This window comes from Serratia sp. PGPR-27, from assembly GCF_022678525.1.
Classification (GTDB): Bacteria; Pseudomonadota; Gammaproteobacteria; order Enterobacterales; family Enterobacteriaceae; genus Serratia; species Serratia nematodiphila.
In genome coordinates, this window is sequence record NZ_JALBYS010000006.1 from 115384 (window position 1) to 141051 (window position 25668).

28 protein-coding genes are annotated in these 25668 nt (G+C 60.4%); 24 read left to right on the top strand and 4 right to left on the bottom strand.

The annotated features are described in order from the left end of the window. Positions 1–121 precede the first annotated feature (121 nt). Both MMS95_RS05495 and MMS95_RS05500 read left to right on the top strand, forming a co-directional pair. Positions 122–757, top strand: coding sequence for a DUF1007 family protein (locus MMS95_RS05495; protein ID WP_156865769.1), 636 nt, complete (start codon positions 122–124; stop codon positions 755–757). Next, a complete protein-coding gene (locus MMS95_RS05500) occupies positions 748–1770 on the top strand; it encodes a nickel/cobalt transporter (RefSeq protein ID WP_156865770.1) in 1023 nt (340 codons plus the stop codon). Before MMS95_RS05495 ends, MMS95_RS05500 begins: the two co-directional genes overlap by 10 nt. 57 nt (positions 1771–1827) lie before the next feature. Here the strand turns inward: MMS95_RS05500 and suhB are convergent, their stop codons facing one another. Continuing rightward, on the bottom strand, positions 1828–2631 hold the full coding sequence (suhB, locus tag MMS95_RS05505) for an inositol-1-monophosphatase (protein WP_004941400.1): 804 nt from the start codon (positions 2629–2631) through the stop codon (positions 1828–1830). 119 nt (positions 2632–2750) lie between these two features. Between suhB and trmJ the strand changes: the two genes are divergently transcribed. From trmJ to MMS95_RS05615, 22 genes are all read left to right on the top strand, one after another. Beyond that, entirely contained in the window at positions 2751–3485 is a 735-nt protein-coding gene (trmJ, locus tag MMS95_RS05510) for a tRNA (cytosine(32)/uridine(32)-2'-O)-methyltransferase TrmJ (RefSeq protein WP_015378781.1), read from the top strand. A 193-nt stretch (positions 3486–3678) separates the two neighbouring features. Beyond that, positions 3679–4173 carry a Fe-S cluster assembly transcriptional regulator IscR gene (iscR, locus tag MMS95_RS05515; RefSeq protein WP_004941404.1) on the top strand — a complete coding sequence of 165 codons (495 nt, stop codon included), beginning with the start codon at positions 3679–3681 and terminating at the stop codon, positions 4171–4173. A 54-nt stretch (positions 4174–4227) separates the two neighbouring features. Then, on the top strand, positions 4228–5442 hold the full coding sequence (gene iscS, locus MMS95_RS05520; protein WP_015378780.1) for a cysteine desulfurase: 1215 nt from the start codon (positions 4228–4230) through the stop codon (positions 5440–5442). A gap of 24 nt (positions 5443–5466) precedes the next feature. Beyond that, a complete protein-coding gene (gene iscU, locus MMS95_RS05525) occupies positions 5467–5853 on the top strand; it encodes a Fe-S cluster assembly scaffold IscU (RefSeq protein ID WP_004941408.1) in 387 nt (128 codons plus the stop codon). A 54-nt stretch (positions 5854–5907) separates the two neighbouring features. Further along, complete coding sequence (gene iscA / locus MMS95_RS05530; protein WP_004941410.1) at positions 5908–6231, top strand: iron-sulfur cluster assembly protein IscA; 324 nt, start codon at positions 5908–5910, stop codon at positions 6229–6231. Between the two features lie 62 nt (positions 6232–6293). Continuing rightward, positions 6294–6815 carry a co-chaperone HscB gene (hscB, locus tag MMS95_RS05535; protein ID WP_004941412.1) on the top strand — a complete coding sequence of 174 codons (522 nt, stop codon included), beginning with the start codon at positions 6294–6296 and terminating at the stop codon, positions 6813–6815. A 32-nt stretch (positions 6816–6847) separates the two neighbouring features. After that, positions 6848–8698, top strand: coding sequence for a Fe-S protein assembly chaperone HscA (hscA, locus tag MMS95_RS05540; protein ID WP_242141458.1), 1851 nt, complete (start codon positions 6848–6850; stop codon positions 8696–8698). A 2-nt stretch (positions 8699–8700) separates the two neighbouring features. After that, positions 8701–9036, top strand: coding sequence for an ISC system 2Fe-2S type ferredoxin (gene fdx, locus MMS95_RS05545; protein ID WP_004941417.1), 336 nt, complete (start codon positions 8701–8703; stop codon positions 9034–9036). A 32-nt stretch (positions 9037–9068) separates the two neighbouring features. Next, entirely contained in the window at positions 9069–9269 is a 201-nt protein-coding gene (gene iscX, locus MMS95_RS05550; protein ID WP_006327336.1) for a Fe-S cluster assembly protein IscX, read from the top strand. A gap of 83 nt (positions 9270–9352) precedes the next feature. Continuing rightward, positions 9353–10648, top strand: a complete 1296-nt coding sequence (pepB, locus tag MMS95_RS05555) for an aminopeptidase PepB (RefSeq protein WP_242141459.1) — start codon at positions 9353–9355, stop codon at positions 10646–10648. 89 nt (positions 10649–10737) lie between these two features. Next, positions 10738–11568 carry an enhanced serine sensitivity protein SseB gene (gene sseB, locus MMS95_RS05560; RefSeq protein WP_015378777.1) on the top strand — a complete coding sequence of 277 codons (831 nt, stop codon included), beginning with the start codon at positions 10738–10740 and terminating at the stop codon, positions 11566–11568. A 161-nt stretch (positions 11569–11729) separates the two neighbouring features. Beyond that, complete coding sequence (gene ndk, locus MMS95_RS05565) at positions 11730–12155, top strand: nucleoside-diphosphate kinase (protein ID WP_004941424.1); 426 nt, start codon at positions 11730–11732, stop codon at positions 12153–12155. Between the two features lie 232 nt (positions 12156–12387). Beyond that, a complete protein-coding gene (locus MMS95_RS05570; protein ID WP_004941426.1) occupies positions 12388–13584 on the top strand; it encodes a bifunctional tRNA (adenosine(37)-C2)-methyltransferase TrmG/ribosomal RNA large subunit methyltransferase RlmN in 1197 nt (398 codons plus the stop codon). 98 nt (positions 13585–13682) lie between these two features. Continuing rightward, positions 13683–14432, top strand: a complete 750-nt coding sequence (pilW, locus tag MMS95_RS05575) for a type IV pilus biogenesis/stability protein PilW (protein ID WP_015378776.1) — start codon at positions 13683–13685, stop codon at positions 14430–14432. Then, positions 14422–15375 (top strand): cytoskeleton protein RodZ, encoded by a 954-nt coding sequence (gene rodZ / locus MMS95_RS05580; RefSeq protein ID WP_075684914.1) that lies wholly within the window; start codon positions 14422–14424, stop codon positions 15373–15375. The genes pilW and rodZ overlap by 11 nt, the downstream gene beginning before the upstream one ends. 47 nt (positions 15376–15422) lie before the next feature. Further along, the gene (ispG, locus tag MMS95_RS05585; protein ID WP_004941434.1) at positions 15423–16544 is read left to right on the top strand and encodes a flavodoxin-dependent (E)-4-hydroxy-3-methylbut-2-enyl-diphosphate synthase; all 1122 of its coding nucleotides are present in this window, start codon (positions 15423–15425) and stop codon (positions 16542–16544) included. Positions 16545–16683: 139 nt separating this feature from the next. Beyond that, entirely contained in the window at positions 16684–17958 is a 1275-nt protein-coding gene (gene hisS, locus MMS95_RS05590; protein ID WP_004941437.1) for a histidine--tRNA ligase, read from the top strand. 13 nt (positions 17959–17971) lie between these two features. After that, positions 17972–18592 carry a YfgM family protein gene (locus MMS95_RS05595; RefSeq protein WP_015378775.1) on the top strand — a complete coding sequence of 207 codons (621 nt, stop codon included), beginning with the start codon at positions 17972–17974 and terminating at the stop codon, positions 18590–18592. 11 nt (positions 18593–18603) lie between these two features. Continuing rightward, positions 18604–19785, top strand: coding sequence for an outer membrane protein assembly factor BamB (bamB, locus tag MMS95_RS05600; protein WP_004941440.1), 1182 nt, complete (start codon positions 18604–18606; stop codon positions 19783–19785). Positions 19786–20040: 255 nt separating this feature from the next. Continuing rightward, positions 20041–21531, top strand: coding sequence for a ribosome biogenesis GTPase Der (gene der, locus MMS95_RS05605; protein WP_004941442.1), 1491 nt, complete (start codon positions 20041–20043; stop codon positions 21529–21531). A gap of 98 nt (positions 21532–21629) precedes the next feature. Beyond that, positions 21630–22586: an AEC family transporter gene (locus MMS95_RS05610; RefSeq protein WP_166445324.1), complete on the top strand. Its 957-nt coding sequence runs from the start codon at positions 21630–21632 to the stop codon at positions 22584–22586. Positions 22587–22599: 13 nt separating this feature from the next. Then, positions 22600–22821 (top strand): zinc ribbon domain-containing protein, encoded by a 222-nt coding sequence (locus MMS95_RS05615; RefSeq protein WP_166730264.1) that lies wholly within the window; start codon positions 22600–22602, stop codon positions 22819–22821. Positions 22822–22825: 4 nt separating this feature from the next. Here the strand turns inward: MMS95_RS05615 and MMS95_RS05620 are convergent, their stop codons facing one another. The 3 genes from MMS95_RS05620 to MMS95_RS05630 all read right to left on the bottom strand — a co-directional run bounded on the left by MMS95_RS05620 (position 22826) and on the right by MMS95_RS05630 (position 25338). Next, positions 22826–23167, bottom strand: coding sequence for a protealysin inhibitor emfourin (locus MMS95_RS05620; RefSeq protein ID WP_004941448.1), 342 nt, complete (start codon positions 23165–23167; stop codon positions 22826–22828). Then, a complete protein-coding gene (locus tag MMS95_RS05625; RefSeq protein ID WP_021504502.1) occupies positions 23167–24192 on the bottom strand; it encodes a M4 family metallopeptidase in 1026 nt (341 codons plus the stop codon). The genes MMS95_RS05620 and MMS95_RS05625 overlap by 1 nt, the downstream gene beginning before the upstream one ends. A gap of 63 nt (positions 24193–24255) precedes the next feature. Further along, positions 24256–25338, bottom strand: a complete 1083-nt coding sequence (locus MMS95_RS05630; protein WP_004941451.1) for a LacI family DNA-binding transcriptional regulator — start codon at positions 25336–25338, stop codon at positions 24256–24258. Between the last annotated feature and the right edge of the window lie 330 nt (positions 25339–25668).

The window sequence follows — 25668 nt, forward strand, 5'->3', positions numbered from 1 at the left end:
TCAGGATGACAGCGCGGCTTTTACTTCGGCTTACAACTTTCGTCACAAATATTGCCGGGAGCGGCGGACCGTTCGGTAGTTATTTGTGTTACGTTATAACAAATGCAGGTAAGACAGGATAATGATGAAGTTACGTCGTCTTTTGGCTGCCCTCGGCGCCGTGTTCAGCGCTGGAGCGGCCGCTCATCCGCACAGCTTTATCGACATGAACACCACCTTCGTCGCCAAAGACCAGCGGCTGATCGGCCTGAAAATGGTGTGGGTGATGGATGAAATCACCTCGGCGGATCTGCTCTACGATGCGAAAAACGCCAAGAGCGATTCGGAAGTGTGGAAAAAGCTGGCGGCGGAAGTGATGGCCAACGTGCTGGGGCAGCACTATTTCACCGATCTTTATCGCGACGGCAAGCCGGTGAAATACCTGAACTTGCCCAGCGAATATCACCTGTCGCGCCAGGGCAACCAGGCGGTGCTGGAGTTCGTGCTGCCGCTGGCCGAGCCGCAGCCGCTGGCGGGCAAGCCGTTCGAGCTTTCTACTTACGATCCGACTTATTTCGTGGATATGACCTATAAAGACCAAAATGCGCTGCATCTGCCGCCGGAGATGGCGCAGCAGTGCAGCTACAAGCTGATGACGCCGAAGCCGAATGCGTCGCTGCAGGCCTATGCGCTGTCGCTCGACAAGAACGACTCGCCCGGCGAAGACCTGGCGCTGGGGCAACAGTTTGCCCAGCGGGTGACGCTGCAATGTCGCTAAATTTCTCGCCGCCGACGACAAGCCGACGCCATTGGGCCTTTGGCCTGTGGCCGCTGCTGCCGTTCACGCTGGCGCTGATGGCCGCCGCGCTGCTGGCGTGGCACTACTGGCCGCAGCTGCTGATGCAGAGCGTGGTATGGCAAAAAGCGCTGCATCAACAGATGGCGGGGCTGTTGCAGCAGGTGAAGGCCGCACCGCAGCAGGCCGGACTGGCGCTGATGCTGTTCAGCCTCGGTTATGGCGTTTTGCATGCGCTTGGGCCCGGCCACGGTAAAGTGGTGATCGCCACCTATCTGGCCACCCACCCGGCGCGGCTGAAAAGCAGCCTGAAGCTGACCTTCGCCGCTTCGCTGGTGCAGGGGCTGGTGGCGATCGCGCTGGTGACGTTGATGTTGGTGGTGTTGCAGCTCTCTTCGCGCCAGCTGCACCAAAGCAGCTTTTGGCTGGAGAAGGGCAGTTTTATTCTGGTGATGCTGCTTGGCGTGCTGCTGAGCTGGCGCGCGCTGAAACGTCTGTTTGCGGCGATCAAGGCGATGCGCCCGGCGCCGGCGCTGCGCATCAACAGCCTGACGCCGCTGGCGGCGGATCATGTCCACAGCGCCAATTGCGGCTGCGGCCACCGGCATCTGCCGAGCGACAGCGAGCTGCAGGCGGGAAGCGATTGGCGCACTCAGGCCGCCATCGTGCTGGCGATGGGCATGCGTCCCTGTTCGGGGGCGATTTTGGTGTTGCTGTTTTCCAAGGTGATCGGCGTGTTTGGCTGGGGAGTGATCTCCGCGCTGGCGATGGCGTTCGGCACCTCGTTGACCATCTCCATGCTGGCGCTGCTGGTGCATTACAGCCGCCGGCTGGCGGTGCGCCTCAGCCGTTCGCGCGCGCCCGCCGCCTGGAGCGCGGTGGCCTGGGGTTCGCTGGCGCTGGCCGGTGGCCTGATCCTGCTGGCCGCCGGGCTGCTGTTGTACGTCAGCGCGCAGCCGGAATTCGGCGGTGGCATCCGCCCCTTCTCTCGCTAACGGGCATAAAAAAAGCGCTGCATCGGCAGCGCTTTTTTTTCGGTTCGCTTCTGGCGATTAACGCTTCAGCGCTTCGCTCAGTTCTTCACGCATGGTGGCCAGCATGGCTTTCACCACGCGCGGGTTGCCTGCGACCACGTTGCCGGAGCTGAAGTGGTTGTGGCCGCCGACGAAGTCGGTGACCAGGCCGCCGGCTTCACGCACCAGCAGTTCGCCTGCGGCGAAGTCCCACGGCTTCAGGCCGATTTCGAAGAAACCGTCCACGCGGCCGGCGGCGACATAGGCCAGATCCAGCGCAGCGGAACCGGTGCGGCGGAAGTCCGCGCACTGGGTGAACAGTTTGCCGACGATGTTGATGTAAGGCGTGGCGTGCTGTTTGACTTTGAACGGGAAGCCGGTCGCCAGGATGGTGCCATCCAGATCTTTGGCGTTGGTGCCGCGCAGACGGTAACCGTTGAGCTGTGCGCCCTGGCCGCGCGTGGCGGTGAACAGTTCGTTGCGCATTGGATCGTAAACCACGGCCACTTCGGTACGGCCTTTGATGCGTACGGCGATGGAAACGGAGAAATGAGGGAAACGTTTGATGAAGTTTGCAGTGCCATCCAGTGGATCGATCACCCATTGCACATCGCGATCTTCGCCGATCAGCTCACCGCGTTCTTCGCTCACGATACTGTGTTGCGGATAAGACTTGCGGATGACGTCGATGATCAGATGCTCTGCATCGCGATCGACGTTGGTGACGAAGTCATTGGTCCCTTTCTGGCTCGCTTCTACAGCGTCCGGGGTTTCGTAGTTTTTGGCAATCAGGTTACCGGCCTTGCGCGCAGCGCGCACGGCGATAGTCAGCATCGGATGCATGGGTATCTTCCAACTAGGATGTTAAAGAACAGGAAACGGCGCGAAGTATAGCAGCTGTTCGGCAAATTGCCTACGGCTGTGTTAAGATGCTGCGATTTTCCGCCACGCTCAGAGTTTGTATGCTGCACAATATCCGCATTGTTCTGGTAGAGACTTCACATACCGGCAACATGGGCTCGACCGCCAGAGCCATGAAAACCATGGGTTTAACCAACCTTTATCTGGTTAATCCGCTGATCAAACCCGATTCTCAGGCCATCGCCCTGGCCGCCGGCGCCAGCGACGTGATCGGCAACGCCACTATCGTCGATACCCTCGATGACGCCATCGCCGGCTGCAGCCTGGTGGTGGGTACCAGCGCACGTTCTCGCACCTTGCCGTGGCCGATGCTGGAGCCGCGCGAATGCGGCGTGCGCGCGGTGCACGAAGGCGAGCACGCGCCGGTGGCGCTGGTGTTCGGCCGCGAACGCGTCGGGCTGACCAACGATGAATTGCAAAAGTGCCACTACCACGTCGCCATTCCGGCCAACCCGGACTACAGCTCGCTGAACCTGGCGATGGCGGTGCAGATCCTGGCGTACGAAGTGCGCGTGGCTTACCTCGATCGCCAACAGGCGGGCGCGCCGCAGTTGGAAGAGACACCGTATCCGCTGGTGGACGACCTCGAGCGTTTCTATCAGCATCTGGAGCAGACGCTGCAGCGCACCGGTTTCATTCGCCCGTCGCATCCGGGCCAGGTGATGAACCGTCTGCGTCGGCTGTTCACCCGCGCGCGCCCGGAAGGGCAGGAGCTGAATATCCTGCGCGGCATGCTGACGTCGATCGAGAAACAGGATAAACATCAAGGTAATTAATTGATGTGGCATCACGGTGGGCGACAATAGTATTAGTTATCCAAAGGTTATAACATGTATTTTATATACCTTTGTTCTTGCTAAGTTCAAAACGTGCTAATACTTGAGTTAATTACTGGGTTAAATAGTTGACTGTTTTACTCGGGAATGTCAGACTTTCGGCCATATTTGACCAACAGGTAACCATTGAGCTATGAGACTGACATCCAAAGGCCGTTATGCCGTAACCGCTATGCTCGACGTAGCGCTGCATTCTCAGGAAGGGCCGGTGCCACTGGCGGACATTTCCGAACGCCAGGGTATTTCGCTCTCTTATCTGGAACAATTATTCTCCCGTCTGCGCAAGAATGGCCTGGTGGCCAGCGTGCGCGGTCCGGGCGGTGGTTATCTGCTGGGTAAAGACGCGGGTGAGATCGCCGTTGGCGCTGTCATTACTGCTGTCGATGAATCGGTAGATGCAACCCGTTGCCAGGGCAAAGAAGGCTGTCAGGGCGGCGATCGCTGCTTGACCCACGCCCTGTGGCGCGATCTGAGCGAGCGCATCAGCGGGTTCCTGAACAATATTACGCTGGCAGAACTGGTCAACAACCAGGAAGTGCTGGTGGTGGCGGATCGTCAAAACAACGATACGCGCCGCACGGCCAACGGCCGTCCGCAAGAAACTATCAACGTTAATCTGCGCGCATAAGCAGCTGGCGAAATTATTTTAGTTTTTGGAAGTGATGTACGGAGCACAAGAGCAATGAAATTACCGATTTATCTGGATTACTCAGCAACGACGCCGGTTGACCCGCGCGTTGCTGAGAAGATGATGCAGTTTTTGACCCTGGACGGCACTTTCGGCAACCCGGCTTCCCGTTCCCACCGTTTCGGTTGGCAGGCGGAAGAGGCGGTAGACATCGCCCGTAACCAAATCGCCGAACTGGTGGGCGCTGATCCGCGCGAAATCGTCTTCACCTCCGGGGCGACCGAATCCGACAACCTGGCGATCAAAGGCGCTGCCAATTTCTACCAGAAAAAAGGCAAGCACATCATCACCAGCAAAACCGAACACAAAGCCGTGCTCGACACCTGCCGTCAGCTGGAGCGCGAAGGGTTTGAAGTGACCTACCTGGCGCCGCAGAGCAACGGCATCATCAGCCTGCAGGATCTCGAAGCCGCGATGCGCGATGACACCATTCTGGTCTCCATCATGCACGTCAACAACGAAATCGGCGTGGTGCAGGACATCGAAGCGATCGGCGAAATGTGCCGCGCGCGCGGTATCATCTACCACGTTGACGCCACCCAGAGCGTGGGCAAACTGCCTATCGATCTGAGCAAGCTGAAAGTCGACCTGATGTCGTTCTCCGGCCACAAAATCTATGGCCCGAAAGGCATCGGCGCGCTGTACGTGCGCCGCAAGCCGCGCATCCGCATCGAAGCGCAGGTACACGGCGGCGGTCACGAGCGCGGCATGCGTTCCGGCACCCTGCCTGTCCACCAGATCGTCGGCATGGGCGAAGCTTATCGCATCGCCAAAGAAGAGATGACCGAAGAGATGGCGCGTCTGCGCACTCTGCGTGACCGTCTGTGGAACGGCGTGAAAGATATGGAAGAAGTGTATCTGAACGGCGATCTGGAGCACGGCGCACCGAACATCCTGAACGTCAGCTTCAACTACGTTGAAGGCGAGTCGCTGATCATGGCGCTGAAAGACCTGGCCGTTTCTTCCGGTTCAGCCTGTACCTCCGCCAGCCTCGAGCCGTCCTACGTGTTGCGCGCGCTGGGCATGAGCGATGAATTGGCGCACAGCTCGATCCGTTTCTCCCTGGGGCGTTTCACCACGGAAGAAGAGATCGACTACACCATTCAACTGGTGCGTAAATCCATCGGCCGTCTGCGCGATCTGTCCCCGCTGTGGGAGATGTTCAAGCAGGGCGTGGACATCAACAGCATCGAATGGGCGCATCATTAATTCTCAGGTTTCAGGAGCAAGGTCATGGCTTACAGCGAAAAAGTAATCGATCATTATGAAAACCCGCGCAACGTGGGTTCTTTCGACAACGAAGATCCTACCGTCGGCAGTGGCATGGTAGGGGCGCCGGCTTGCGGCGACGTGATGAAGCTGCAAATCAAGGTTAACGATGAAGGCATCATCGAAGACGCGCGCTTTAAAACTTACGGCTGCGGTTCCGCCATCGCCTCCAGCTCGCTGGTGACCGAATGGATGAAAGGCAAGTCGCTGGATCAGGCTGAAGCGATCAAAAACACCCAGATCGCCGAAGAGCTGGAATTGCCGCCGGTCAAAATTCACTGCTCGATCCTGGCTGAAGACGCCATCAAAGCAGCGATTGCCGACTATAAGAGCAAGCATAGCGCCAAGTAATTTGTCTGAGTCGGCCCGGCCGCGCCGGGCTTTGATGTGAAGTGTGAGGTTGTGATGTCTATTACCATGAGCGACAGCGCTGCGCAGCGTGTTCAGGCGTTTTTGACGAACCGCGGCAAAGGTCTCGGCCTGCGTCTGGGAGTGCGAACTTCCGGCTGCTCCGGGATGGCGTACGTGCTGGAATTTGTTGACGAAGCCAACGATGACGACATCGTGTTTGAAGACAAAGGCATCAAGGTGATCATCGACGGCAAGAGCCTGGTCTACCTTGACGGCACCGAGCTTGATTTCGTTAAGGAAGGCCTGAACGAAGGCTTCAAGTTCAACAACCCGAACGTCTCAAGCGAGTGCGGCTGCGGCGAGAGTTTCAACGTCTGACAGTCCATCGTGCTCCCCCGTTTCGGCGGGGGAACTTCATCCGCTAACGCCCAGAGCACGCTATGGATTACTTTACTTTATTCGGGCTGCCAGTTCGCTACACCGTGGACGGCAGCCTGCTTGCGTCCCGCTTCCAGGATCTGCAACGCCAATTCCACCCCGATCGTTTCGCCAACCAGCCGGAGCGCGAACGCCTGATGGCGTTGCAGCAGGCGGCGACCATCAACGAAGCCTACCAGGCGCTGAAGCACCCGTTAAAACGCGCGGAGTATATGCTATCTTTGCACGGCTTCGATCTGGGCAACGAACAGCATACGATGCGCGACACCGCGTTCCTGATGGAACAGCTGGAACTGCGCGAAGAGCTCGACGCCATTGAGCGCAAGCCGGAGGCGGAAAGCCTGCTGGCCGATTTCGGCGCGCGGCTGGCCGTCTCCATCAAACAGCGCAGCGCGCTGATGCTGCAGCAGTTGGACAGTGAGCAGTGGGCGGACGCCGCCGACACCGTGCGCAAGCTGCGCTTTTTGGACAAACTCCAGCAACAGGTTGAACAACTCGAAGAAAAACTGCTGGGTTTTGAGTAACACCTTCTGATTCTGATTGTGGAAGCTTCAACATGGCCTTATTACAAATTAGTGAGCCTGGTCTCAGCGCCGCGCCGCACCAGCGACGCTTGGCCGCCGGCATCGACTTAGGCACCACCAACTCGTTGGTCGCCACGGTGCGCAGCGGGCAGGCGGAAACGCTGGCCGACGAACAGGGCCGCCATTTGCTGCCTTCGGTGGTGCATTATCAGGCGGACGCGCAGCGCGTCGGCTGGGAGGCGCGCCAACAGGCGGCGCAGGATCCGGCCAATACCGTCAGCTCCATCAAACGCATGATGGGCCGCTCGTTGGCGGACGTGCAGCAACGTTACCCGAACCTGCCGTATCAATTTCAGGCCAGCGACAACGGCCTGCCGCTGATCGTCACCGCCGCCGGCCCGGTTAACCCGGTCGGTGTCTCCGCTGATATCCTGCGGGCCCTGTCCGCGCGCGCGCAAGCGGCGCTGGAAGGCGAGCTGGATGGCGTGGTGATCACCGTTCCCGCCTACTTCGACGACGCGCAGCGCCAGGGCACCAAAGACGCAGCGCGTCTGGCCGGCTTGCACGTTCTGCGCCTGTTGAACGAACCGACCGCGGCGGCGATCGCCTACGGGCTGGATTCCGGCCAGGAAGGGGTGATCGCGGTTTACGATCTGGGCGGCGGCACCTTTGATATCTCCATTCTGCGCCTCCGCCGCGGCGTGTTCGAAGTGCTGGCCACCGGCGGCGATTCCGCGCTGGGCGGCGACGACTTCGATCATCTGTTGGCCGACTGGCTGCGCGAGCAGGCCGGCGTGGCCGATCGCAGCGACCACGGCGTGCAGCGTCAACTGCTGGATGCCGCCATCGCCGCCAAAATCGCGTTGAGCGATGTCGACAGCGTGCGCGTCGAGGTGGCCGGCTGGCAGGGCGAGGTGACCCGCGCCCAGTTTGAAGCGCTGATCGCTCCGTTGGTGAAACGCACGCTGATGGCTTGCCGCCGGGCGCTGAAAGACGCCGGCGTCGCCGCCGACGAGGTGCTGGAAGTGGTGATGGTCGGCGGTTCCACCCGCGTGCCGTTGGTGCGTGAGCAAGTGGGCGCCTTCTTCGGCCGCACGCCGCTGACGTCGATCGATCCGGATAAAGTGGTCGCCATCGGCGCCGCGATCCAGGCCGACATCCTGGTGGGCAACAAGCCGGACAGCGATATGCTGCTGCTGGACGTGATCCCGCTGTCGCTGGGCCTCGAAACCATGGGCGGCCTGGTGGAGAAAGTGATCCCGCGCAACACCACTATCCCGGTGGCGCGCGCGCAGGAGTTCACCACCTTTAAAGACGGCCAGAGCGCGATGATGATCCACGTGCTGCAGGGCGAGCGCGAGCTGGTGCAGGATTGCCGTTCGCTGGCGCGCTTTACGCTGCGCGGCCTGCCGCCGCTGCCTGCCGGGGGCGCGCACATTCGCGTCACCTTCCAGGTGGATGCCGACGGCCTGCTGAGCGTCACCGCGATGGAGAAATCCACCGGCGTTGAAGCCTCGATCCAGGTCAAGCCGTCGTATGGCCTGTCGGACAGTGAAATCGCCGGCATGATCAAGGATTCGATGGCCAATGCGCAAAGCGACGTTGGCGCGCGCAAGCTGGCGGAGCAACGCGTGGAAGCTGCGCGGGTGCTGGAAAGCCTGCAGGGCGCGCTGGCCACCGACGCCGCGCTGCTGAGCGAGGCGGAAAGCCAGGCGATCGCCGCCGCGACCCAGGCGTTGCAGCAGGCGGCGCAGGGTGAAGATCCCGCCGCTATCGAAGACGCCATCAAAACATTAGATGCACAAACGCAAGATTTTGCCGCGCGCCGCATGGACGCTTCCATTCGCCGCGCGCTGGCTGGCCATTCTGTGGATGAGGTTTAACCATGCCTAAAATTGTTTTCCTGCCCCATCAAGATCTTTGCCCGGAAGGGGCGGTTCTGGAAGCCGAAAAAGGGGAGTCGATCCTCAACGTTGCGCTGCGCAACGGCATTGAAATCGAGCACGCCTGTGAGAAATCCTGCGCCTGCACCACCTGCCACTGCATCGTGCGTGAAGGCTTCGATTCGCTGGAAGAGAGCAGCGAGCTGGAAGACGACATGCTGGACAAAGCGTGGGGGCTGGAGCCGGAAAGCCGTCTGAGCTGCCAGGCGCTGGTCGCCGACGAAGATCTGGTGGTCGAAATGCCGCGCTACACCGTCAATCACGCGCGTGAGCATTAATTGTTAGCCGCAGCGTCAACCCGGAGATCATAATGGGACTGAAGTGGACCGACAGCCGTGAAATCGGCGAAGCCCTGTACGACCAATACCCGGATACCGATCCGAAAACCGTGCGTTTTACCGACATGCATCAGTGGATCTGCGATCTGGAAGAGTTCGATGACGATCCGCAGGCTTCCAACGAAAAAATACTGGAAGCGATCCTGCTGGTCTGGTTAGATGAAGCGGAGTAAATAGCGTAACGGGCTGCCATGGGCGGCCCGTTTATTTTGTATCCGACAAGATTAATAAAAGAATAATCCGGAGTAAGAAGGCTATGACAACAGAATTCATGCAGGTCACGCTGTCGCAACAACCTGCCGACGCCCGCTGGGGCGAAAAAGCGCTGCTGAGCACCAACGGCGAAGGAATGACCATCCACCTGACCGGCGCCGACAAGCTGGGCGCGATCCAGCGCGCGGGCCGCAAAATTGACGGTCAGGGCATCAAAAACGTCAAGCTGGCCGGCGACGGTTGGGATTTGGAAAACAGCTGGGCGTTCTGGCAAGGCTATCGCGGGCCGAAAGGGCAGCGCAACGTCGAATGGGCCGAGCTGCCGGAAGCCGCGCGTCAGGAACTGGATAAGCGCCTGAAGATCGTCGACTGGGTGCGCGACACCATCAACATGCCGGCGGAAGAGCTGGGGCCGGAGCAATTGGCGACCCGCGCCGTCGATCTGATGTGCGACGTCGGCTGCGATGCCGTCAGCTACCGCATCACCAAGGGCGAAGATCTGCGCGAGCAGAACTATGCCGGCATCCACACCGTCGGCCGCGGCTCCGAGCGCCCGCCGGTGCTGCTGGCATTGGACTTCAACCCGACCGGCAACCCGGATGCGCCGGTGTTCGCATGCCTGGTCGGCAAGGGCATCACCTTCGACAGCGGCGGCTACAGCCTGAAGCAAAGCGCCTTTATGGATTCGATGAAATCCGACATGGGCGGCGCGGCCACCATCACCGGCGCCCTGGCGCTGGCGGCGGCGCGCGGCCTGAAGCAGCGCGTGAAGCTGTACCTGTGCTGCGCCGACAACATGGTCAGCGGCAACGCCTTCAAACTGGGCGACATCATTCGCTACCGCAACGGCAAAACCGTTGAGGTGATGAACACCGATGCGGAAGGGCGCCTGGTGCTGGCCGACGGCCTGATCGACGCTTCTGAGCAGAACCCGCAGCTGATTATCGACTGCGCCACCCTGACCGGCGCGGCGAAAACGGCGGTAGGCAACGACTATCACGCGCTGTTCAGCTTTGACGACGCGCTGGCGCAGGAGCTGCTGAGCAGCGCCGCCACCGAGCACGAGCCGTTCTGGCGTCTGCCGCTGGCCGAGTTCCACCGCAGCCAGCTGCCGTCCAACTTCGCCGAGCTGAACAACGTGGCCGGCCCGGCCTATACCGCCGGCGCCAGCACCGCGGCGGCCTTCCTGTCGCATTTCGTTAAGAACTACCAGCAAGGCTGGTTGCACATCGACTGTTCCGCCACCTACCGCAAAGGCGCGGTGGATCAGTGGTCGGCCGGCGCGACCGGTTTGGGCGTGCGCACCCTGGCCAATCTGTTGCTGAGCAAAGCCAAATAATTGAACGCCCGCCGCGTCGGGCGCTAGAATGCGCATTATCTTCGGGGCCCAGCATGCTGGGCCTCGCTATTTGATCCCTGGAGTTTGCCATGAGTGCCCATCATCACGATGCCGCCCCGAGCGAGAACGAACTTGAACGCCTGCTGAAGCTGGCGGTGACGGAGCCGGCCCACCGCCCGGCGTTCTTCCGTGAACTGCTCGAGGCCACGGTGCTGATCCTCGGCGACAGCGAGCAGGTGCAGCAGGACGGCGACATTACGCTGAACGCGGATACGCCGGTCAATATCCAGCATTGGGAAAAACAGGACGGCGGCAGCATTATTCCGTTCTTCACCTCGCTGGAAGCGCTGCAGAAGGCCGTTGAGGATGAACAGCCGTTCATCGCCATGCCGGCGCGGGTGCTGTTTGAAATCACCCAGGGCGCGGATCTGTTCCTCAACCCGAAGGCGGAATACGGCAAAGAGTTCTACCCGGAAGAGGTGGCGATGCTGCTGGCGACCGGCGGCGTCGTCAAACCGGTGGAGCACTACGTCGACAAAGAGACCCAAATCCTGCTGGGGCAGCCCGAAGAGTACCCGTCGGCGATGGTGGATGCGCTGACCACGCTGTTCAGCCAGCGCAAGCCGGTGCGCCGCGCGTTTCTGGCGCTGATGCACGACCAGGCGGCGGACGAGAAGCCGAATCTGCTGATCGGGCTGGAAGTGGATGCCGAGCCGGCGGAGATCGAGGCGTTGATCAACGAGGCCGGCAGCGTCGCCAGCGAAACGGCGCCGAATGACGAACCGGTGGATTTCTGCCTGGTATCGGAGAAAGAGCGGGGCATCAGCCACTACCTGATCGCCCATACGCAGCCGTTTTATCAGCGCCGCTGGGGCAGTTGGCTGCGCAATGTGATCCCGTCCACCGACAAAACCCAGTAACGCGGCGCGTGGTCGGAAATGCCGCAGGAAGATCATATTTTTTTAATGAAATGTTGATTTTCCCGTAGGCAAGCGTTAACGGCGCACATATAATCTGCGCCACTTGAGAAGGCCGGCAACATTGCAGACCGGCCTGTTTTGGAAGTCATACAGAGGCCATCATGACCGTAGAACGTACCTTTTCCATCGTTAAACCAAACGCTGTAGCCAACAACGACATCGGCGCTATCTACGCGCGTTTCGAGCGCGCCGGTTTCAAAATCATCGCCGCTAAAATGCTGCGTCTGACTCGCGAGCAAGCTGAAGGCTTCTACGCTGAGCACAAAGGCCGCCCATTCTTCGACGGTCTGGTAGAGTTCATGACCTCCGGCCCAATCATGGTGCAGGTTCTGGAATCTGAAAACGCCGTGCAGCGCAACCGCGACATCATGGGCGCAACCAACCCGGACAACGCACTGGCCGGCACCCTGCGCGCCGACTACGCGGACAGCTTCACCGCTAACGCCGTTCACGGTTCCGACTCCGTTGAATCCGCACAGCGTGAAATCGCTTACTTCTTCAACGAAAGCGAAATCTGCGCACGTTAATCGTGCCGTTGCTGATAACCAGGCATTCACCGGCTGAAACAATAAAAATGCCCTGAATGCCTTTCAGCCATAGAAACCCGCTACTAAAATTTGTACAATGCCGCGCCCCTGATAAGACGACTTGTCAGGGGCGTGTTTTTAGTGCCGCCACCCGAATCATGCGGGCTGAAATGCACAACTTACTTTCCATTCTTTAGCGCCATAACGTGTAATAACGAGGCCAGAGATCATTATGTTAGAACCCATCACGTCCGAGCACACCGTGTCTGAAAATAATTCGCTGACTACCCCCTCCGTTAACGTGGAGCAACCGGCTGCGGCCAAAATCAACCTGCTGGACCTGAACCGCCAGCAAATGCGCGAGTTCTTCGCCGAAATGGGCGAAAAACCGTTCCGCGCCGATCAGGTGATGAAGTGGATTTACCACTACTGCTGCGACGATTTCGAGCAGATGACCGACATCAACAAAGTCCTGCGCGGCAAGCTGCAGCGCGTGGCGGAAATCCGCGCGCCGGAAGTGGCGGAAGAACAGCGTTCGGCCGACGGCACCATTAAGTGGGCGATCAAGGTGGGCGATCAGCAGGTCGAAACCGTGTATATCCCGGAAGCCGACCGCGCGACGCTGTGCGTCTCCTCGCAGGTAGGCTGCGCGCTGGAGTGCAAATTCTGTTCGACGGCGCAGCAGGGCTTCAACCGCAACCTGCGCGTGTCGGAAATCATCGGCCAGGTGTGGCGTGCGGCGAAGATCATCGGCGCGCTGAAGGTGACCGGCCAACGCCCGATCACCAACGTGGTGATGATGGGCATGGGCGAGCCGCTGCTCAACCTGAACAACGTGGTGCCGGCGATGGAAATCATGCTGGACGACTTCGGCTTTGGCCTGTCCAAACGCCGCGTGACCCTGTCTACCTCCGGCGTGGTGCCGGCGCTGGACAAGCTGGGCGACATGATCGACGTGGCGCTGGCTATTTCGCTGCACGCGCCGAACGACACCATCCGCGATGAGATCGTGCCGATCAACCGCAAGTACAACATCGAGACCTTCCTGTCCGCGGTGCGTCGCTACCTGGAGAAATCCAACGCCAACCAGGGCCGCGTCACCGTCGAGTACGTGATGCTGGATCATATCAACGACAGCACCGATGACGCGCATCAGCTGGCGGAAGTGCTGAAAGACACGCCGTGCAAGATCAACCTGATCCCATGGAACCCGTTCCCGGGCGCTCCGTACGGCCGCAGCTCCAACAGCCGGGTGGATCGTTTCTCCAAGGTGTTGATGGAATACGGCTTTACGACTATTGTTCGTAAAACCCGTGGTGACGATATCGACGCCGCCTGCGGGCAACTGGCGGGTGAAGTGATCGACCGTACCAAGCGTACCCTGAAGAAGAAAATGGCCGGGGAACCTATCAACGTACGGGCGGTCTGAATCCTATAGCACCATTTTTTGTTATCTAACAGCCTGTTATGCGCAAGCGTGTCGCTGGTGGGCGTTAGCTGACGGCCGATAAGGAAATGAATGCGGGCATGAAGCTGAAACTGTGGGGTATGTGGCTGGCGGCCGGGTTGTTGGCCGGGTGTTCCGGTTCAGCGCCGGAAAAGGAAGCACAGGTCTCTGAGGCGGGTCAGACGCGCCTGCAGCTGGGGCTGGAGTACCTGCAGCAAGGCGACATGGACGCGGCGCGCCAGAACCTGGAGAAGGCGCTGGACGCGGCCCCGCAGGATTACCGCACGCAGTTGGGCATGGCGCTCTACGCGCAGCGCAGCGGTGAAAACGCCGAGGCCGAACAGCGTTATCGGCAAGCGCTCAAACTTGCGCCGGGCAATGGCACCGTACTGAATAATTACGGTGCGTTTCTTTGCGGTTTAGGGCAGTATGTACCGGCGCAACAGCAGTTTAGCGCTGCGGCGCTGGCGCCCGATTATGGCCAGGTCGCCGACAGCCTGGAAAACGCAGGTTACTGTTTTCTCAAGGCCGGACAAAACGACGAAGCGCGCACGCTGTTGAGCCGCGCGCTAAAAGTCGATCCGGACAAAGGCGCTCCGCTGCTGGCGGAGGCCGAAAAGCAATTTGGAGAAGGGAAGCGCGCCCAGTCGCAACTTTTATTGGATGTTTATCAGCATGTTCTGCCGGCCAGCGCCAGCAGCTTATGGTTACAGATTCGTTTCGCCGCGTTAGCCGGCCGCCAGGATAGCGTTCAACGCTATGGCAAGCAGCTAGCGCGAAGTTTTCCACAATCCAAACAGTACCAGCAGTTCTTAGCTAATGAATACTGAAGCCTCCCAAGATAAAACCGTATCCATGACGACGGGCCAGCGCCTGCGTCAGGCCCGTGAGCAACTCGGGCTGAGCCAACAGACCGTTGCAGAACGCCTGTGTCTCAAAATGTCCACCGTGCGCGATATCGAGGAAGACAGCGTGTCCGCTGACCTCGCGTCCACCTTCGTGCGCGGCTACATCCGTTCCTACGCCAAGCTGGTGCATCTGCCGGAAGACGAACTGCTGCCGATGTTGGCCAAGCAGGCGCCGTTGAAGATGGCGAAAGTGGCGCCGATGCAAAGTTTCTCGCTGGGCAAGCGCCGCAAGAAACGCGACGGCTGGCTGATGAGCTTCACCTGGCTTATCGTGTTCGTGGTGATCGGCCTGACCGGCGCCTGGTGGTGGCAAAACCACAAGGCGCAGCAGGAAGAGATCGCCACAATGGCCGATCAATCCTCGGCGCAGCTTTCACAGAATAACGAAGGGCAGTCCGTGCCGCTGACCGACGGCAATGCCGACGCCGGCACCAACGTGCCGTTGACCGACAACAGCGCCGCGCCGGCTGATACCGGCGCAGCGGCTCAGGCGCCGAGCGCGGCTCAGCAGCAGCCTGCCGTGGTGTCGCCAAGCCAGACCACCCTGCCGGAAACCGCGCCGGCGGCGCAAGCGCCGTTGCCGACCGCCGATGCGGGCGTGGCTGCGCCGGCGGCCGATCCGAACGCGCTGGTGATGGATTTCTCCGCCGACTGCTGGCTGCAGGTGACCGACGCGAGCGGTAAAACGCTGTTCAGCGGCACCCAGAAGCAAGGCGGCAAGCTGAACCTGACCGGCACTGCGCCGTATAAACTGACCATCGGCGCGCCGGCGGCAGTACAGATCCAGTATCAGGGTAAACCGGTTGATTTAAGCCGGTTCGTTAAGTCAAACCGTGTTGCTCGCCTGACCGTCGCCGCGCAGTAATCGCGCGGCAGCGGTCGTGATGTCAGAGCAGCAATGGAGAGTAAGTAATGCATAACCAAGCGCCCATCAACCGTCGAAAATCTACACGCATTTACGTCGGCAAGGTGCCTATTGGTGATGGCGCGCCGATTGCCGTGCAGTCGATGACCAACACCCGTACCACCGATGTTGAAGCAACGGTTAATCAGATCAAAGCGCTGGAGCGCGTGGGCGTCGACATCGTCCGCGTTTCGGTTCCAACCATGGACGCCGCCGAGGCGTTCAAACTGATCAAGCAGCAGGTCAACGTGCCGCTGGTCGCCGATATCCACTTCGATTATCGCATCGCACTGCAGGTGGCCGAATATGGCGTAGACTGCCTGCGCATCAACCCGGGCAACATCGGCAACGAATCGCGCATTCGCTCGGTGGTGGACTGCGCCCGCGACAAGAACATCCCGATTCGCATCGGCGTCAACGGCGGCTCGCTGGAAAAAGACCTGCAGGAAAAGTACGGCGAACCTACGCCGGAAGCGCTGCTGGAATCGGCCATGCGCCACGTGGACATCCTCGATCGCCTCAACTTCGACCAGTTTAAGGTCAGCGTCAAGGCGTCGGACGTGTTCCTGGCGGTGCAATCCTACCGCTTGCTGGCGTCGCGCATCGATCAGCCGCTGCACCTGGGCATCACTGAAGCCGGCGGCGCGCGCAGCGGTTCGGTCAAATCGGCCATCGGCCTGGGCATGCTGCTGTCTGAAGGCATCGGCGATACCCTGCGCATCTCGCTGGCGGCGGATCCGGTCGAAGAGGTGAAGGTCGGTTTCGACATCCTGAAGTCGCTGCGCATTCGCGCGCGTGGCATCAACTTCATCGCCTGCCCGACCTGCTCGCGTCAGGAGTTCGACGTGATCGGCACGGTGAACGCGCTGGAGCAGCGCCTGGAAGACATCATCACGCCGATGGACGTTTCGATCATCGGCTGCGTGGTGAACGGCCCGGGCGAAGCGCTGGTGTCCACCATGGGCGTAACCGGCGGCCACAAGAAGAGCGGCTTCTATGAAGACGGCGTGCGCCAGAAAGAGCGTTTCGACAACGAACAGATGATCGACCAGCTGGAAGCGAAAATTCGCGCCAAGGCCGCGATGATGGACGAAAGCAAACGCATCACGGTCAACCTGCTGGAAAAATAAGCGTTATCGCTACACGGCGGGCCTGTTGGCCCGCTTGTTTATGAACCTGAAGGGCAGAAAACCGCATCCGCGTTGAATACCGGGCGGCAAAGTCCCTATAATCGGGTTCATTTTTACAGACAACGGACAGAGAACTCACGTGGCAAAGAACATTCAAGCCATTCGCGGCATGAACGACTACCTGCCGGAAGAAACGGCATTATGGCAGCGTATTGAAGGCACCCTCAAGCAGGTGCTGGGCGGCTACGGTTACAGCGAAATCCGGTTGCCGATTGTAGAGCAGACCCCGTTATTCAAACGCGCGATCGGCGAAGTGACCGACGTCGTGGAAAAAGAGATGTATACCTTCGAAGACCGCAACGGCGAAAGCCTGACGCTGCGTCCGGAAGGGACGGCCGGCTGCGTGCGCGCCGGCATCGAACATGGTCTGCTGTACAATCAGGAACAGCGTCTGTGGTACATCGGCCCGATGTTCCGCTACGAGCGCCCGCAGAAGGGGCGTTACCGTCAGTTCCATCAGCTGGGCGCGGAAGTGTTCGGCCTGCAAGGCCCGGATATCGACGCCGAGCTGATCCTGCTGACCGCCCGCTGGTGGAAAGCGCTGGGCATCGCCGAGCACGTCACGCTGGAGCTGAACTCCATCGGTTCGCTGGAGGCGCGCGCCAACTACCGCGACGCGCTGGTGGCGTTCCTGGAGCAGCACGTCGAGGTGCTGGACGAAGACTGCAAACGCCGCATGTACAGCAACCCGCTGCGCGTGCTGGACTCCAAAAATCCTGAGGTGCAGGCGCTGCTGAACGACGCGCCGCGCCTGTCTGAGTATCTGGATGAAGAATCCCGTGCTCACTTCGCCGGTCTGTGTGAACTTTTGGCGCAGGCAGGTATCCCATATACCGTTAACGAGCGCCTGGTGCGCGGTCTGGATTACTACAACCGCACCGTGTTTGAGTGGGTGACCACCAGCCTGGGCGCGCAGGGCACCGTCTGCGCGGGCGGCCGTTACGACGGCCTGGTCGAGCAACTGGGCGGCCGCGCCACCCCGGCGGTCGGTTTCGCCATGGGCCTGGAGCGTCTGGTGCTGCTGGTGCAGGCGGTCAACCCGGAATTCAAGGCGCCGTCGGCTATCGACGTGTACGTCATTTCTTCCGGCGCGGGCACCCAGAGTGCGGCAATGCGGCTGGCTGAACAGGTGCGCGACGCGGCGCCGCAGCTGAAGCTGATGACCAATTACGGCGGCGGCAACTTCAAGAAGCAGATCACCCGTGCGGACAAATGGGGCGCGCGCATCGCGCTGATCCTGGGTGAGAGCGAAGTGGCGGCGCAGCAGGTGGTGGTGAAAGACCTGCGCAGTGGTGAACAAGAAACGCTGGCGCAAAGCGAAGTCGCTGCGCGTCTGGCTTTGATGTTAGGTTAAGGAGAAGGACACCGTGGAAGTCTATACCACTGAAAACGAACAAGTCGACGCACTGCGTCGGTTCTTTGCCGAGAACGGCAAAGCGCTGGCGGTGGGCGTGGTGCTCGGAATTGGTGCCCTGGTTGGCTGGCGTTATTGGCAGAGCCATGAAAACTCCAACATGATGGCGGCATCGCAATCCTATCAGGAAGCCAGCGATCGTCTGGCGGCCGGCAAGCCGGATGACGTGGCTGCCGCAGAGAAATTTGTCCAGGCCAACGGCAACAGCTACGGCGTACTGGCCGCGCTGCAGTTGGCCAAGCACTTTGTCGAACAGAATGATTTCGCCAAGGCGGAACAACAATTGGTGCTGGCGCAGGGCCAGACCAAAGACGACAACCTGTTGGCGATGATCGACCTGCGTCTGGCGCGCGTCCAGCTGCAGGAGAAAAAGCTGGATGAAGCGCTGAAAACGCTGGATGGCGTGAAAGGCGAAGGCTGGGTGGCGATGATGCAGGATGTGCGCGGCGATGTATTGCTGGCCAAGGGCGACGCCAAGGGCGCGCGCGAAGCTTACAGCAAAGGCATTGAGTCCAATGCTTCTCAGGCGCTGCAGGTTCTGCTGCGCATGAAATTGAATAACTTGTCCAGCTAAGGGGAATTCCCATGCAATTGCGTAAAACACTCTTGGTCGGACTGGTTTCCGCTGCCTTGCTGAGTGGTTGCTCGCTGTTTAACAGCGAAGAAGACGTGGTTACCATGTCGCCGTTGCCGAAAGTTGAAAATCAGTTTACGCCGAGCAAGGCGTGGAGCACCTCGGTGGGCGACGGTATCGGTGAGTATTACTCCCACCTGCGCCCGGCCTATCAGGACAGCACCATTTACGCCGCCGATCGCTTTGGCATCGTGAAAGCGATGGACGCCGACAGCGGCAACGAGAAGTGGAAGGTCAATCTCTCCGAGAAGACCGGCTTCTTCTCCAGCAACCTGTCTGCGCTGCTGTCGGGCGGCCTGACGGTTGCGGGCGACAAGGTTTACGTCGGCAGCGAAAAAGCGGTGGTTTACGCATTGAACACCGCCGACGGCGCCATCGCCTGGCAGACCAAAGTGGCCGGCGAAGCGATCTCCCGTCCGGTTGTCAGCGACGGCATGGTGTTGGTGCACACCTCCAACGGCATGCTGCAGGCGCTGAACGAAGCCGACGGTGCGGTGAAGTGGACGGTTAACCTGGACATGCCTTCGCTGTCGCTGCGCGGTGAATCCGCGCCGGCCGTCGCTTTTGGCGCCGCCATCGTCGGCGGTGACAACGGCCGCGTCAGTGCGGTGCTGATGCAGCAGGGCCAGATTATCTGGCAACAGCGTATTTCTCAGCCGAGCGGCGCGACTGAAATCGATCGTCTGAACGACGTGGACACCACGCCGGTGATCGTTGACGGCGTGGTCTACGCGCTGGGTTACAACGGCAACCTGACGGCGCTGGATCTGCGTTCCGGCCAGATTATCTGGAAACGCGAGCTGGGTTCGGTGAATGATTTCATCGTCGACGCGGGCCGCATCTACCTGATCGACCAGAACGATCGCGTAGTGGCACTCAGCACCGAAGGCGGCGTGACCGTGTGGACGCAGAGCGATCTGCTGCACCGTAACCTGACGCCGCCGGTGATGTATAATGGTTATCTGGTGACCGGTGACGCCGAAGGTTATCTGCACTGGATCAACACCACCGATGGCCGTTTTGTCGCCCAGCAGGAAGTGGACAGCTCCGGCTTCCTGTCTGCGCCGATGGTGGCCAGCGACAAGCTGATCATCCAGGCTCGCGGCGGGAAAGTTTACGCTTTCACCCGCTAACGCCGCTCGTCGTGACCCTTCTTGCACCCGAAAGCTTTCGGGTTGCAGCCAGGCGGCAAGCGCATGAGTCCTCGGGAGCTCAGTGAACTGAGTGACCGGGGCGAGGGTGCGCAGACAACGCCGCTGTGGCGCGAAAGATGAAGGGGAAAACGGCTCCTGAGTGTTCAGGGGCCGTTTCGTATTTTATAAGCTGCACCGCTGGTGTCTATCCACAGTGCAGTAACGCATTGATTATTAAGTAATGAGGCTTCAACAATGATACCTGTCGTCGCGCTGGTCGGGCGCCCGAATGTGGGTAAATCCACCTTGTTCAACCGTTTAACCCATACGCGTGATGCGCTGGTGGCGGATTTCCCGGGGCTGACGCGTGACCGCAAGTATGGTCGTGCTGAAATCGAAGGCAATGAATTTATCATCGTCGATACCGGCGGCATCGACGGCACCGAAGACGGCGTCGAAACGCGCATGGCCGGTCAGTCGCTGCTGGCGATCGAAGAAGCGGACATCGTGCTGTTCATGGTCGACGCCCGCGCCGGCCTGATGCCGGCGGATCAGGGCATCGCCCAGCACCTGCGCAGCCGCCAGAAGGCGACCTTCCTGGTGGCCAACAAGACCGACGGTCTGGATCCGGACACCGCCACCGCCGATTTCTACTCGCTCGGCCTGGGTGAAGTGTTCGCTATCGCCGCTTCTCACGGCCGCGGCGTGACCCAGCTGATTGAACACGTGCTGGTGCCGTTCGTGCCGGAAAAACCGGAAGACGTCGAGCTGACCGAGGAAGAGGCCAACGCCGCTTACTGGGCCGAGCAAAACGGCGAAACGCTGGAAGGCGAAGAAGACGAAGAGCCGGAAGAAGCGTTCAATCCGCAGGATCTGCCGATCAAGCTGGCGATCGTCGGCCGCCCGAACGTCGGTAAGTCTACGCTCACTAACCGCATCCTCGGCGAGGAGCGCGTGGTGGTGTATGACATGCCGGGCACCACCCGCGACAGCATCTACATTCCGATGGTGCGCGACGAACGCGAATACGTGCTGATCGACACCGCCGGGGTGCGCAAACGCGGCAAGGTGACCGAAACCGTCGAGAAATTCTCGGTGATCAAGACCCTGCAGGCGATTGAAGACGCCAACGTGGTGCTGCTGGTGATCGACGCGCGTGAAGGCATTTCCGATCAGGATCTCTCTCTGCTCGGCTTTATCCTCAATAGTGGGCGCTCACTGGTGATTGCGGTCAACAAGTGGGACGGCATGAGCGAAGAAGATCGCGAGCACGTGAAAGAGATGCTCGATCTGCGTCTGGGCTTCGTCGACTTCGCGCGCGTGCACTTCATTTCCGCCCTGCACGGCAGCGGCGTCGGCAACCTGTTCGAATCGGTACAGGAAGCCTACGAGTGCGCAACCCGCCGCGTAAACACCTCGATGCTGACCAAAATCATGCAGATGGCGGTTGACGATCACCAGCCGCCGTTGGTGCGCGGCCGCCGCGTGAAGCTGAAATATGCCCATGCCGGCGGTTACAACCCGCCGATCGTGGTGATCCACGGCAACCAGGTCAGCGATCTGGCCGATTCGTACAAACGCTATCTGATGAACTACTTCCGCCGCTCGCTGAATGTGATGGGGACGCCGATCCGCATCCAGTTCAAAGAGGGTGACAACCCGTTCGCCGGCAAACGCAATCTGCTGACGCCAACCCAGATGCGTAAGCGCAAGCGCCTGATGAGCCACCTGAAAAAGAGCAAGTAATCGCTTATGAGGGGCGCGGCAGTGATGCCGCGCCCTTTTTTATTGGCCCGAAATCGTTTTATTATCTGAAGATTACCTCGCCTGCCTGAAGGAACACCATGTCCTGGGAAACCTGGAGTTTTGCGTTTAACGTCACCGTGCCGAATCTGCTGATGATGCTGCTGGGGATCCTGCTGCGCCATTGGCGCCTGATGGATGACCGCTTCGTCGACGGTGCGACCCGCCTGGTGTTCAATCTGGCGCTGCCATGCCTGCTGTTTTTCAGCATTGCCACCAACCATCCGCAGCTGCTCGGCAACCTGCCGCTGGTGCTGTTCGGCGCGGTCGGCACGCTGGCGACCTTCCTGCTTTTGGAGCTGGCGGCCAAGTGGTTGGTGAAAGAACCGCGTGAGCGCGGGGTGTTCGTGCAGGGCGGCTTCCGCGCCAATACCGCCATCGTCGGCCTGGCCTACGCCATGACCGCCTATGGCAGCGAAGGCATTGCGCTCGCCTCGCTGTACCTGACGGTGACGGTGATCCTGTTCAACATACTGTCGGTCATCACCCTCACGCGCAGTCTGCAGGGCGGGCAGGGCAAGAAAATCAGCCACCTGTCGCTGCTGCGCAGCATCGTCACCAACCCGCTGATCATCGGTCTGGTGTGCGGGCTGGCGTATGCGCAAACCGGGCTGGGCATCCCGGCCGTGATCCGCCAAACCGGCAGCTATATCTCCGCGCTGTCGCTGCCGTTGGCGCTGCTGTGCACCGGCGCCAGCCTGGATTTTCGCGCCATGTTCCGTTCGTCCAACGTGGCGGCGCTGTCGTCGGCGGCCAAGCTGTTTCTGGTGCCGTGCCTGATGACACTGGCCGGCTGGCTGTGCGGGTTCCAGGGGGCGGCGCTGGGGATTATCTTCCTGTTTTCCGCCACGCCGACCGCTTCGGGCAGCTATGTGATGACGCGCGCCATGGGCGGCAACGCCACGCTGGCGGCCAATATTATCGCCATCACCACCGTCGGTTCGTTCTTCACCACCGCGTTGGGGATCTATTTTTTGCGCTCATGGGGCGCGATTTAACCTGGGAGTCGTTATGGACGCGCACTGTCCGCACTGTCGTCAGACCATGAATTGGGTAGCGGGTCACTACCATTGTGCCGCCTGTCAGCGCGATTATCGGCAGCTGGCGAGCTGCCCGGAGTGCGGGCAGCCGCTGCAAGAATTGAAGGCCTGCGGGGCGGTGGATTACCTGTGCCAGAACGGGCACGGGCTGATCTCCAAAACGCGGGTGAATTTCAGCTATCAGCCGCTGTAAGCCCTCACTCATCCACCTGGCCGGTTTTCCACAGATCCACCAGCGCCTGCGGCGCGCTGCTTTCCGGGATTAACAGCACGATCTCGGTGCTCAGGGTGGGGCTGGTGTAGTTGATCTGTATGCGGTAGTAGCGCTGGTCGCCGCAGCCGGGGGAGTTGGGCTGGCCTTCTTCCTGCGCATAAGGCAGCGTCTGGTTCAGCAGCTGATTCAGGCGCTGCCGCTGCTCCGGCGTGATATCGGCCAGCGCGATGCGGCGCTGGCCCGCCAGTTTGGGAATGTAGGCGAAGCCTCCCTCGCGCGCCAGCTCAATGACCGTATCCTGATTGAGCGTCGGCAGCGGTTTCATTATTCCACCCCCACCTGATGCCAGGCTTGTTGCACCTTGTCCGCCACGCTCTGGTCGAAACGCGCTTGCGCATGTTTCACCGTGGCGCGGGCGAAGGTGGCGAAATCGGCATTTTGCGGCAGCGCTTTGTCGCATACCGTGTCATACCAGACGTAGCCGGCTTTCTCCCAGGCGAAGCCGCCCAGCGCGGTCGCCGCCAGGTAGAACGCGCGGTTGGGGATGCCGGAGTTGAGGTGCACGCCGCCGTTGTCTTCCTTGGTCTGGATATAATCCTTCATGCTGGCGGGCTGCGGGTCTTTGCCCAGCAGCGGGTCATCGTAGGCGGTGCCGGGCGCCGACATCGAGCGCAGCCCTTTGCCTTTGATGCCCTTGGCGAGCAGCCCGGCGCCGATCAGCCAGTCGGCTTTATCGGCGGTTTGCTGCAGGTGGAACTGCTTGACCAGCGAACCGAACACGTCGGACAGCGATTCGTTGAGCGCGCCGGACTGCTGGTAGTAGATCAGCCCGGCTTCGCTCTCGGTCACGCCGTGCGCCAGCTCGTGGCCGACCACGTCGATGGCGATGGTGAAACGGTTGAAAATCTCGCCGTCGCCGTCGCCGAACACCATCTGCTGGCCGTTCCAGAAAGCGTTCTGGTACTCCTTGCCGTAGTGTACGCTGCCGACCAGCGGCAGCCCCTGGTTATCCAGCGAGTTGCGGCGGTAGGCCCGCCAGAAGAAATCGTAGGTGACGCCGAGGTAGTCGTAGGCTTCGTCCACCGCCACGTCGTGGTTGCTGGGCTGGCCCTCTTTACGCACCTGTTTGCCGGGCAGTTGGGTGCCGTTCTGGGCGTCGTAGATATCGCGGAGCGCTTCGCCGGCTCGGGCGTTTTTCTCGGTCGGTGAACGCAGCGGCTTGTTGCCGAGCAGGCTTTGCACGTGGTTCAGGGTGTGCAGCGCGCAGTCGCGCTGCGGGGCGTTGCCGTGTTCAATGATGCGGCGCAGCATGTAGGGAGGAATGACGGAACGCATGCGCTGGGCTGGCATAGTGGCTCTCCTTAGGCAAAAAATTTTACCTCATCGAATGAATGCACTGTGCCTAAGTGTAGCCTACTCGTCATAAAGCCTGTGGTCATGCGTGCTCACCGCCGGCGCAGTCTTGTGCGGGCTGATGCGCCGCACCGAGGCGCGTACCGCCAGCCGGCCGTGCAGCAGCAGATTGCACGGCGGCGCGTCGGCGCGCAGCATGCGCCGCTGCAGCAGTTGGATCGCCTCGTAACCTAGTTCGTCGCGCGGCACCTGCACCGAGGTCAGCGGCACGTCATGGATTTCCGCCAGGTTGAAGCCGTCGGTGCTCATCACCGACACGTCGCCCGGCACGTTCAGCCCTCGCTTGTTGAGCGCCTTGACCGCCCCGACCGCCATGTAATCGCCGCCGGCCAGGATCGCCGTCGGCAGCGGGGCGTGGCCGTGGATGCCATCGAGATAGGTGGTCAGCGCCTGCTCGGCCTCTTCGCTGCCGAAGCCGGAGGTGGTGACCAGATGGCGGCCGTCGTCGAACGGCAGATGATGCCGCGCGTAGGCTTGCCGGATGCCCGCCAGCCGCAGCTCCATGGTGTGGCGGCGCAGACACTGCAGGTTGAGAATATGGCTGTGCCCCTGCTGGAACAGGTAGCTGGCGGAGTAATCGCCGATCAACTGATGATCCGGCGAGACGCTGTCCAGCCGCATCTGCCGATCGCTGCAGTTGATCAGCACGCAAGGTTTGTGCAGATCGGCCGCCAGGGTGTGGATATGCTCGTCGTCGATGCCGATGATCAGCGCCGCTTCGGTGTGCGGATCGCTCATCTTTTCCAGAAACAGCGCGCCGTCGCTGCGCTGCTCTTCCAGCCCGCAGTAGCGGATGCGCACCTCATGCTCCATCAGCGCGGCGGCAATGCCCTGAATGACCTTGTAGTAGAAGATGTCGGTGCGCACGTCGAACGCGCGCTGCGGCGCGAACACCATCACGTTGTTCAGCATCAGCCGGCCGCTGGAAATGCCCTGCAGAATGCCGTTTTGCTGCGCACAGTCCAGCACCTTGCGGCGCGCCTCGGCGCTGGTGTTGGCCTTGCCGGCCAGCACGCGGGAAACGGTGCTGATCGACAGCCCGGTTTGGCGGGCGATCTCCTGGATTTTCAGCTTTCCGTTCATTTTGTGATCTCCTTCAAATTCATCCGTGAGAATATTTTCACTACGGATTTTCAGCATTTTTACCGGATTTGTCGGCCATTATGACTATTTTTTCACCCGCTTGTGAAAATCTTTGCAAAAAACCCCGTTTCGCTGTGCGCTATCGCTGAGTAGTCTGCATTGGTACACCAATTTTGGGACATGTCAGTCCAATTTTAACGGTGTGCGAAAAAGAAAACAAAAAATAAATCATGGGGTTGTGATGGACTGCCGGTCTGTTATGCGAGCGTTGGCCTGTGTTCACCGTCCCCTTTTGATAGCGCAACGTACCTTACCAATGCGCGCGTCGCT

What these genes read in the sequence shown, in the direction of transcription:
- bamB (WP_004941440.1), top strand. Translation starts at nt 18,604, where the DNA reads ATGCAATTGCGTAAAACACTCTTGGTCGGACTGGTTTCCGCTGCCTTG.
- iscU (WP_004941408.1), top strand. Translation starts at nt 5,467, where the DNA reads ATGGCTTACAGCGAAAAAGTAATCGATCATTATGAAAACCCGCGCAAC.
- hscB (WP_004941412.1), top strand. Translation starts at nt 6,294, where the DNA reads ATGGATTACTTTACTTTATTCGGGCTGCCAGTTCGCTACACCGTGGAC.
- ndk (WP_004941424.1), top strand. Translation starts at nt 11,730, where the DNA reads ATGACCGTAGAACGTACCTTTTCCATCGTTAAACCAAACGCTGTAGCC.
- MMS95_RS05610 (WP_166445324.1), top strand. Translation starts at nt 21,630, where the DNA reads ATGTCCTGGGAAACCTGGAGTTTTGCGTTTAACGTCACCGTGCCGAAT.
- hscA (WP_242141458.1), top strand. Translation starts at nt 6,848, where the DNA reads ATGGCCTTATTACAAATTAGTGAGCCTGGTCTCAGCGCCGCGCCGCAC.
- iscX (WP_006327336.1), top strand. Translation starts at nt 9,069, where the DNA reads ATGGGACTGAAGTGGACCGACAGCCGTGAAATCGGCGAAGCCCTGTAC.
- MMS95_RS05500 (WP_156865770.1), top strand. Translation starts at nt 748, where the DNA reads ATGTCGCTAAATTTCTCGCCGCCGACGACAAGCCGACGCCATTGGGCC.
- MMS95_RS05495 (WP_156865769.1), top strand. Translation starts at nt 122, where the DNA reads ATGATGAAGTTACGTCGTCTTTTGGCTGCCCTCGGCGCCGTGTTCAGC.
- rodZ (WP_075684914.1), top strand. Translation starts at nt 14,422, where the DNA reads ATGAATACTGAAGCCTCCCAAGATAAAACCGTATCCATGACGACGGGC.
- iscR (WP_004941404.1), top strand. Translation starts at nt 3,679, where the DNA reads ATGAGACTGACATCCAAAGGCCGTTATGCCGTAACCGCTATGCTCGAC.
- suhB (WP_004941400.1), bottom strand. Translation starts at nt 2,631, where the DNA reads ATGCATCCGATGCTGACTATCGCCGTGCGCGCTGCGCGCAAGGCCGGT.
- der (WP_004941442.1), top strand. Translation starts at nt 20,041, where the DNA reads ATGATACCTGTCGTCGCGCTGGTCGGGCGCCCGAATGTGGGTAAATCC.
- iscA (WP_004941410.1), top strand. Translation starts at nt 5,908, where the DNA reads ATGTCTATTACCATGAGCGACAGCGCTGCGCAGCGTGTTCAGGCGTTT.
- sseB (WP_015378777.1), top strand. Translation starts at nt 10,738, where the DNA reads ATGAGTGCCCATCATCACGATGCCGCCCCGAGCGAGAACGAACTTGAA.
- MMS95_RS05615 (WP_166730264.1), top strand. Translation starts at nt 22,600, where the DNA reads ATGGACGCGCACTGTCCGCACTGTCGTCAGACCATGAATTGGGTAGCG.
- pilW (WP_015378776.1), top strand. Translation starts at nt 13,683, where the DNA reads ATGAAGCTGAAACTGTGGGGTATGTGGCTGGCGGCCGGGTTGTTGGCC.
- fdx (WP_004941417.1), top strand. Translation starts at nt 8,701, where the DNA reads ATGCCTAAAATTGTTTTCCTGCCCCATCAAGATCTTTGCCCGGAAGGG.
- MMS95_RS05630 (WP_004941451.1), bottom strand. Translation starts at nt 25,338, where the DNA reads ATGAACGGAAAGCTGAAAATCCAGGAGATCGCCCGCCAAACCGGGCTG.
- iscS (WP_015378780.1), top strand. Translation starts at nt 4,228, where the DNA reads ATGAAATTACCGATTTATCTGGATTACTCAGCAACGACGCCGGTTGAC.
- pepB (WP_242141459.1), top strand. Translation starts at nt 9,353, where the DNA reads ATGACAACAGAATTCATGCAGGTCACGCTGTCGCAACAACCTGCCGAC.
- ispG (WP_004941434.1), top strand. Translation starts at nt 15,423, where the DNA reads ATGCATAACCAAGCGCCCATCAACCGTCGAAAATCTACACGCATTTAC.
- MMS95_RS05620 (WP_004941448.1), bottom strand. Translation starts at nt 23,167, where the DNA reads ATGAAACCGCTGCCGACGCTCAATCAGGATACGGTCATTGAGCTGGCG.
- MMS95_RS05625 (WP_021504502.1), bottom strand. Translation starts at nt 24,192, where the DNA reads ATGCCAGCCCAGCGCATGCGTTCCGTCATTCCTCCCTACATGCTGCGC.
- MMS95_RS05570 (WP_004941426.1), top strand. Translation starts at nt 12,388, where the DNA reads ATGTTAGAACCCATCACGTCCGAGCACACCGTGTCTGAAAATAATTCG.
- trmJ (WP_015378781.1), top strand. Translation starts at nt 2,751, where the DNA reads ATGCTGCACAATATCCGCATTGTTCTGGTAGAGACTTCACATACCGGC.